The 7,089-nt window shown below is 33.6% G+C and carries 8 protein-coding genes; all 8 read left to right on the forward strand.

Annotated features, from left to right (window positions below):
* The first annotated feature begins 152 nt into the window (after positions 1–152).
* Positions 153–908, forward strand: a complete 756-nt coding sequence (locus ND812_RS18215; RefSeq protein ID WP_265376734.1) for a TIR domain-containing protein — start codon at positions 153–155, stop codon at positions 906–908.
* 568 nt (positions 909–1,476) lie between these two features.
* On the forward strand, positions 1,477–2,409 hold the full coding sequence (locus tag ND812_RS18220; protein ID WP_265376735.1) for an LA_2444/LA_4059 family outer membrane protein: 933 nt from the start codon (positions 1,477–1,479) through the stop codon (positions 2,407–2,409).
* A 317-nt stretch (positions 2,410–2,726) separates the two neighbouring features.
* Positions 2,727–3,038 carry a type II toxin-antitoxin system RelE/ParE family toxin gene (locus ND812_RS18225; RefSeq protein WP_265376736.1) on the forward strand — a complete coding sequence of 104 codons (312 nt, stop codon included), beginning with the start codon at positions 2,727–2,729 and terminating at the stop codon, positions 3,036–3,038.
* 1 nt (position 3,039) lies between these two features.
* Entirely contained in the window at positions 3,040–3,363 is a 324-nt protein-coding gene (locus ND812_RS18230; protein WP_265376737.1) for a helix-turn-helix domain-containing protein, read from the forward strand.
* Positions 3,364–3,612: 249 nt separating this feature from the next.
* Entirely contained in the window at positions 3,613–4,215 is a 603-nt protein-coding gene (locus tag ND812_RS18235) for a hypothetical protein (protein WP_265376738.1), read from the forward strand.
* A 263-nt stretch (positions 4,216–4,478) separates the two neighbouring features.
* Positions 4,479–5,105, forward strand: coding sequence for a hypothetical protein (locus ND812_RS18240; RefSeq protein ID WP_265376739.1), 627 nt, complete (start codon positions 4,479–4,481; stop codon positions 5,103–5,105).
* Positions 5,106–5,369: 264 nt separating this feature from the next.
* Positions 5,370–5,867, forward strand: a complete 498-nt coding sequence (locus tag ND812_RS18245) for a hypothetical protein (RefSeq protein ID WP_265376740.1) — start codon at positions 5,370–5,372, stop codon at positions 5,865–5,867.
* Between the two features lie 254 nt (positions 5,868–6,121).
* The gene (locus ND812_RS18250; protein WP_265376741.1) at positions 6,122–6,499 is read left to right on the forward strand and encodes a hypothetical protein; all 378 of its coding nucleotides are present in this window, start codon (positions 6,122–6,124) and stop codon (positions 6,497–6,499) included.
* Positions 6,500–7,089 lie beyond the last annotated feature (590 nt).

Genomic DNA, 7,089 nt, shown 5'->3' on the forward strand with positions numbered 1-7,089 from the left:
ACGCTCGGCCTGCGGCAAATTCCCTTTCTGGCATTCGCCTTGCGTTCGCAAGCTACATGCCAGTCCCTAACGTCCCGTTCCGGGACTCAGGGTCAGGGAACTTCGGTAAGTCTAGTTCGTTATGCGTAATGGCAAAAACTTAAAAGGAAAATATGAAAACAAAAATATTTATAAGTTATTCCGACAAAGATAGGAAGAAAATATCTTTAATTGAAAAGGAATTTAAGGATACGCCTGAAATTGAATTAATCATAATTGCGAATAATAAATCTGAAATGGTTACTTTAACTAAAAAAGTTACTGATGGAATCAAAAAAGCTGAATACTTTATACCTATATTAACAAAGCAGTCTATATCGGAGCAATGGATAAACCAGGAAATTGGTTATGCAAGTGCATACAAAGAAAATATAAATGAATCATTAAACATATTGCCAATTGCAGAAAAATCTATTTTAAACAATCTTAAAGGGTTTATACACAAACAGTTTGATATTTCATTTACCTTTGAAGGTGTTGAAACTAATGCCAGAGCAGAATCAATTCGATTTAAGAAAACTGTCATTGCATTAAAAGAATTTATTCTAGACAACAGCAACTTAAAGTCCGGAAAAACGAGAACTAACGACTTATACAAATTAATAGTAAATAAACGATTCAATTTTGTTTTTAACAGTGAAAATAATAGGTCAAAAATAATTGAATTTTCACCTGATGGAACAATAACAAAGGGTAAAAACCAAAATGAAGACTCATGGGAAATTAAAAATGAGAAATTAATCATTAAAAATTCGCAGGGTCAAATTTTTAGTACATTTCTCTATGATTCGAAAACAAAGATGTTAAAACATACAAATGAAAAGAATACTTTATCTCTTAAAAACCAATACATGGTTCCAATTGAATAATATTGCCACTACGCATAACAGCGGGGAAACGCTGCGCTTCGGCACTTACGGCCTTGCTTGGGCTGCGCCACATTCCCTTTCTGTCACTCGTTTGCATTCGCAAACTCCGTGCCAGTCCCTAACGTCCCGTCCGGGACTCAGGGTCAGGGAACGTCGTCTCCCCTAGTTCGTTAATTGCAATTAGTTGATACTTAGAAAATAACGCGCAAATTTTTTTCATGAGGGTGTTGTCGATTCAAGCTTTGAAAGAGTACAATTTCAGCTGATTTCTCCACGAAAGTTCTGTTTGTAATTTACGCTTTTAAGATTTAAAAGAAAAAATTTGCGCTCGCTTTTGTTGACCTTTCGACATAAATCTTTTATTATAATAACTAACTGCAATTAACATACGCTAACCACTGCGCTTCGGGACTTTGGCCCTCGCTTGGCCTTCGGCACATAGGCTTCTGGCACTCCTCTTGCTCAAGCAAGCGTCGTGCCAGTCCCTAACGCCTCTTCGAGGCTCAGGGCCAGCCTACGTCGGTTAGCTAGTTCGTTATACGACATGACAAAAAATTGAATCATTAATATGAAAAAGCTAAAAAATATAATCACTATTCTACTCTTCTTAAACTCTGCGTTATTTTCGCAGTCAAGCAAACCTACTTTCGAAACAGGTATCAAAGCCCTAAGAGCTCAGTTCATTCCATTCGAATATAGTAGAGATAAAACTGATGCTATTCCGCTTTGGGGATACAAAGTTAATGATTTGAGGAGCAATACTAAAACTATTAATCCTTTTTTCTTCATTTATAAAAACCTAGATAAGGGATTTGGTCTTGAATTTGAATACTCTAAAATTCAATTAGAAAGAGCCAATTATGATATTGATAATATTTATAGAGTTAACAATACCACACAATATGATCGCTATAAGGAATATTTAAGAAATAACGAAAGAAATGATTATAAATTAAACTTCTTTTTTTATCTTTCACCAGCAATTAAAGAATATTTTGCAATTGGCGGTGGTATCAGAAAAATTGATAGAATTAGAAATAGTTCGAAAGATAACTTTACTGCTGAAGAAAAAATAATTGCTTTAGGACCTCAGATTGTTTTGAAATCTAAAATTCCCATCACTGATCAGCTTTCCCTTAACTTTGGATTAGATTTATATCATGCTCAAGGAAAAAGAGATTACTATTATCTTGATTCTAATCTATATTATTTCCCTTCCGGAGCAGCATCCACTCTTACAAGTATTAAAGGGAATGGTCAAACTAAAGGTGTTTTTCAAGGTTATGAAGCTAATATCTCTTTGAAATACAATTTTTTGGAGAACTTCAATCTTGCGTTCGGTTATAATTATAACTATTCTTATTTTAAATATGAAGATTTGAATGATTCTATTTATTCTTATTCTTCGTTCAGAAATACATTTGGGTATGAAAATAGTAAACTATCTAATGGAAAGGAAATTATTAGAGGTTTTTATATTTCAGCATCGACCGTATTCTAATTGTCACGTCGTATAACAGCGACTTACCGCTTCACTTCGGGACAAGCCCTCGTTCGGCCTATGGCAAATTGTCCTCCTGGCATTCGCCTTGCTTACGCAAGCTACATGCCAGTCCCTAACGTCCCGTTGGGACTCAGGGTCGGACAACTTCGGTAAGTCTAGTTCGTTCTACGACATTTCCGAAAAATCTATAAAAGAACGGGCGTCCATGCCCGTAAGAACGAAAAAAAGGTAGAGAAAAAGATTACTTAATTCTTGACAAACATTACATGCGCGTTATATTACTCTAAGTGTATGAAATAAAAAGAACCGAAGAGATGGTTCTCTGGTTAAAAGATCTAGATAATGATGCAAAAAAGGATATTTTAGTTTCTATCGAAATTCTTAAAGAGTTTGGACCTAGACTTGGAAGACCACATGTTGACACCATTACAGGTTCTAAAATTAAAAATTTAAAGGAACTTAGAGTTAATAGCAAAAATAGACCCTTTAGGATATTTTTCGTTTTTGATCCTAAGAGAAATGCTATTTTACTCATTGGCGGAAATAAAGCTACTTCTAAGAAATTTTATCCAACCATGATTAAAAAATCTGAAGAATTATACTCGGAATATTTGGGAGATTTGTAATATGATTAAGAAAAAAAAAGAATTAAAAAGTTTTGATACTGATCTTACTAAATTTGTCTCACAAGATATTATTGATCAAGCAAAAGCTGAGGCTCAAAAGCAAATTTTCAAATTGAAGCTTGCTGAACTAAGACAAAAACAAGGAATCAAGCAAACTGATGTGGATGGTTTTTCTCAAGTCAGTGTTTCTAGAATTGAATCTAGGTCTGATATTAAAATCTCTACACTAGTCGATTATGTTCACGCCTGTGGATTTGATGTTGAAATTAAAGCTGTCCCCAAAAAAAAGAAAAACAAAGAAGTATTTGTTTTATTAAGAGCCTAAGAAAACGCCATCCGTGGCTTAATCAAATCACGATATTCGAAAACGTCGTATAACAGCGACTAACCGCTTCGCTTCGGGACTTACGCCCTCGCTCGGTCTGCGACACATAGGCTTTTGTCACTCCTCTTGCTTACGCAAGCCTCGTGCCAATCCCTAACGTCCCGTCCGGGACTCAGGGCCAGCCTACGTCGGTTAGTCTAGTTCGTTAGCCGAAATGTTAATAATCTAATCTCACAAAAGAAGGAAAAATTGAAAGACTCTAAAATTGCAAACTTAATTAACCCTTTAATAGCTATATTTTTATTTTACGGTATTTCTGGATGTACTAGTAAAACAACGAATATAAAAAAAACTGAAAATTGTAATGGGAAACTTGAAAATCTTTCAGAGGTAGAAAATCCTGAACAATTCGAATCATTTATCAAAACTATTAAAAATAAAGACTGTTTAGAATTAAAAAAATGGCTTTCTGATCATTTCTTTTACAGCTTAGATGAAGTGATGGTTTATATTCCTTTCTATAAAAAAAATAACTATACAAATGGTGCAGATATATGTGACTTTTTTTATAACCAAAAAACATTCCAATCCATAATCTTCGAAGAGAGTAATGTAAATAATGTGATTTCGCCTTACGGTTTGATTCAATATGCAAATGAAATTAAGATTTTTGGAACACCAAATATTGATTCAAAACCTTATGAAGCTATTCTACAAGTGAGTGCATGTATAAATGGAACACCAGATACAGGTCTTGAAACACTTTTTAATTTTGAATGTTATTCAAAACCAGTTTCAAAATGTAAATTTAAGGGAGTATATTCGTGGACGCGAATTAATACCAATAATTAGCTTAATATATAAATTTCAATTCCAAAACGCTAAAATTTCATTTATTTCATAAATTGCTAAAGAATACGATCCATAACTTGAATCTTTTAACATTAACACTTCGGCTAACAGCGACTTACCGCTTCGCTTCGGCACAAGGCCTCGCTCGGCCTTCGGCAAATTCCCTTTCTGGCATTCGCCTTGCATTCGCAAGCTACATGCCAGTCCCTAACGTCCCGTTTCCGGGACTCAGGGGCAGGGAACTTCGGTAAGTCTAGTTCGTTATGCGTAATTTCCAAAATATATTTATTAGAATGAAAAGTGATAATAGAAAAAAATTTAAAATTCTTCTCTGTCTGTTAATGTGCATCATTATAAACTGCAATGAGTTCAAATACGATGAAAAAAAAGACAAGGCTAAAAATTCAAAAATTCTAGATATAGACAATGCGATACAGAAACCAGATCGATTTGCAAAATTAATAAATATTATCAAAGAGAAAAACTGTAAATCCTTCAAAGAGTTAATCGGAAGAGATTTCTATTATTTATTAAGTGACACCTCAATTGCAATGATCTTTAAAAGAGAAAATAATTTTAAGGAATCAACCTTGAATGTTGATGTTTGTAATATAATTTTCGATGATAATAAATTAACTGAATCATTTTTTAATCTAACTGGTGACAATTACAATACATATTCTCCCTTTTCACTCCTAAACTCCGCCAAAAATCTGCGTTTTACACAAACAGTAGATAGTAATTCAGATTTTAGAATACACTTTGATATAGAAAATATAAAAATTGATTCATTGGAAATAGATGTAGGCACCAGTTTCCTTTTTAAATGCGATAGCAATAAATTTTTGAATTGTCATCTCGAAGGCTTCACCACTAATTTCTTTCGCTAAGTTAAACAAATTTTTGTAATTTAAAAAATAACAATTAATAATTTGAATTATATACCTCCATGTGTATAAATGGAAACTACGCATAACAGCACCTTAACGCTTCGCTTCGGCACTTGCGGCCTCGCTCGGTCTGCGACACATAGGCTTTCTGTCACTCGTTTGCATCCGCAAACTACGTGCCAGTCCCTAACGTCCCGTTCCGGGACTCAGGGTCAGCCTACGTCGTTAAGGCTAGTTCGTTATGCGAAATAATTGAAAAATATTATGGAAGATAAAAATCAAAAAATAGAATCGGCAATACAAAAAACAGGATTTCTATTTGAGAATCTTGTATCTAACCTACTTTCTGAAAATGGCTGGTTTGTAATTAATAATAGATATTATTTTGATAACACCCTCGAAATTGAAAGAGAACTCGATTTGATTGCATACAAAGTGGATAAAATATCTGAATTCACTATTTATACGGCACTTATAATAAGCTGTAAAAAAAATTCAGAGAATTCATGGATATTCTTAACCAAGGACCTAAACCAACAGGATCCAAACATAAAACTATACCCATTTGATTATTGGTCAAACTCAAGAATATTTCAACAAATGAACGCAAAAGATATAATTCATAATAAATTGAAGGAAGAATATCATACTAATAATACTTTGAATTATCTATTTGTGTTACAACGAAATATATTTGCCTTTCAAGAGATAAATATTGATAAATCAACCCCCAAAATGATAAAAAAATTTACGATTCCATAATCACTCTGATAAAAGCTTTAGATTTCGAAAAGGACGTACTTGATAAAAAAAATGATAAATCAAGAATTTATAATTTCCTTCTTCTTTCGACTTTTGATTTAGAAAGTTTTGAATATTATTTAGGAAAAGAAAAAACCGAAATTACCACTTCCAGTTATTCAAAATATCTGAATCGATTTATAGTAAATAAAAAAGAGGTTTCTCAGCTTATACACTTTGTGAACAAATCTGAACTACCAAAATTTTTGAATAAAATGGATGATTTTAGAAACTGGCTTTTCACCAATTACAATCTAATTCTAAAAAAATATGAAGAGAATATTCTATCAGATTATAAATTGCGAAATTTATTTAAAGAGGAATTTCAAGATGAAATATCCTATGACTTAAAATTATTTATTGCAAAAAACACCAAGCTTGGATTTAAAGAATTTAGCTTATTCAATCTCGACGTTAAAGAAGATCATACAAAATTAATCATAAATATTGGAATCGCTGATCTCGACATAATCAAAATTTTAAATAACGACCTCAATCTAAAAAAAATAATAAAAAAAGCATTTAAAAAAATCTATAAAGTAGAAATAGAATTTGAATTTGATTATTTCTTTAACGAAGAAATTCCATTCTAAATTCAATTACTGCGCATAACAGCGACTTACCGCTTCGCATCGGCACAAGGCCTCGCTCGACCTGCGGCAAATTCCCTTTCTGGCATTCGCCTTGCTTACGCAAGCTACATGCCAGTCCCTAACGTCCCGTTGGGACTCAGGGTCAGGGAACTTCGATAAGTCTAGTTCGTTAATTGCAATTAGTTGATCTACAGAAGAAAACGCGAAAATTTTTTAAGAGGGTGTTGTCGATTAACGCTTTGGAAGAGAACAATTTAAACTGATAGCTCCACGAATGTCTTGTTTGGAATTTACGTTTTTAAGATTTAAGAGAAAAATTTGCGCTCGCTTTTGTTGACCTTTCGACATAAATCTTTAATTATACTAACTAACTGCAATTAACATACGCTAACCACTGCGCTTCGGGACTTTTGCCCTCGCTTGGCCTTCGGCACATTATCCTCCGGCACACTTCTTGCTTCTTGACGCAAGAAGACGTGCCGACGCTAACGCCCCTAAGGGGCTCAGCTACGGACAACGTTGGTTAGCTTGTTCGTTAATTGCAATTAGTTGATCCTTAGAAAATAACGCGCAAATTTTTTTCATGAGGG

It is taken from the genome of Leptospira limi (genome assembly GCF_026151395.1).
Taxonomy (GTDB): Bacteria; Spirochaetota; Leptospiria; order Leptospirales; family Leptospiraceae; genus Leptospira_A; species Leptospira_A limi.

Coding starts and splice junctions, on each gene's coding strand:
- ND812_RS18215 (WP_265376734.1), top strand. CDS start 153: ATGAAAACAAAAATATTTATAAGTTATTCCGACAAAGATAGGAAGAAA.
- ND812_RS18220 (WP_265376735.1), top strand. CDS start 1,477: ATGAAAAAGCTAAAAAATATAATCACTATTCTACTCTTCTTAAACTCT.
- ND812_RS18225 (WP_265376736.1), top strand. CDS start 2,727: ATGGTTCTCTGGTTAAAAGATCTAGATAATGATGCAAAAAAGGATATT.
- ND812_RS18230 (WP_265376737.1), top strand. CDS start 3,040: ATGATTAAGAAAAAAAAAGAATTAAAAAGTTTTGATACTGATCTTACT.
- ND812_RS18240 (WP_265376739.1), top strand. CDS start 4,479: ATGCGTAATTTCCAAAATATATTTATTAGAATGAAAAGTGATAATAGA.
- ND812_RS18245 (WP_265376740.1), top strand. CDS start 5,370: ATGGAAGATAAAAATCAAAAAATAGAATCGGCAATACAAAAAACAGGA.
- ND812_RS18250 (WP_265376741.1), top strand. CDS start 6,122: ATGGATGATTTTAGAAACTGGCTTTTCACCAATTACAATCTAATTCTA.